This window comes from Siminovitchia fortis, assembly GCF_007681465.1.
GTDB lineage: Bacteria > Bacillota > Bacilli > Bacillales > Bacillaceae_C > Siminovitchia > Siminovitchia fortis.
Genome location: NZ_VEKZ01000173.1, coordinates 1 through 472 on the forward strand (window position 1 = coordinate 1; position 472 = coordinate 472).

Genomic DNA, 472 nt, shown 5'->3' on the forward strand with positions numbered 1-472 from the left:
GGGAATATAGGGTCCATGCGACAAATCCGCCTGCCACAAAACGTTAACCTTATCATAGGCAAATCTTTTTCTCTCCTTTCCCGGATGAAAGCTTATATGATTCCTTCCAGCCAGCTTGTGTTTTTTCAATAAACGGTTTATAGTGGCGTAAGAGACTTGATTTTTTGTGATCTCTCCGCGCTTGATCAGTTGTTCGTAGAACACGCTGACCGGCATGTGGAGGGATTCTTTTCTTATTTCAAGAATATGATCCTTGTCATCCGGCGACAGCCTCCTGGAATCCCCCCGGTCTGACCGCCTTTTTGGCTTTAGGGCATCAAATCCGTTTCTCCGGTAATGAAGCAGCCATTCCTGAATGGTCTTGGCCGCGATAGTTCTTTCCCCGTAATAGGGAATCTGGTGGACTTTCCCTTCCAACTGCTCAAAGTATTCCTTTGGCTCCATCTGCCCGTTCAAAAGAGGGGCAATCAAT

The 472-nt window shown here is 46.6% G+C and carries 1 protein-coding gene; it reads right to left on the minus strand.

Annotated elements, in window-relative coordinates; all coding sequences use genetic code 11:
• Positions 1-471, minus strand: a 471-nt coding sequence (locus FS666_RS19465) for a helix-turn-helix domain-containing protein (RefSeq protein WP_244943982.1), incomplete at its 3' end; no start/stop codon positions are given.
• Position 472: the final 1 nt, after the last annotated feature.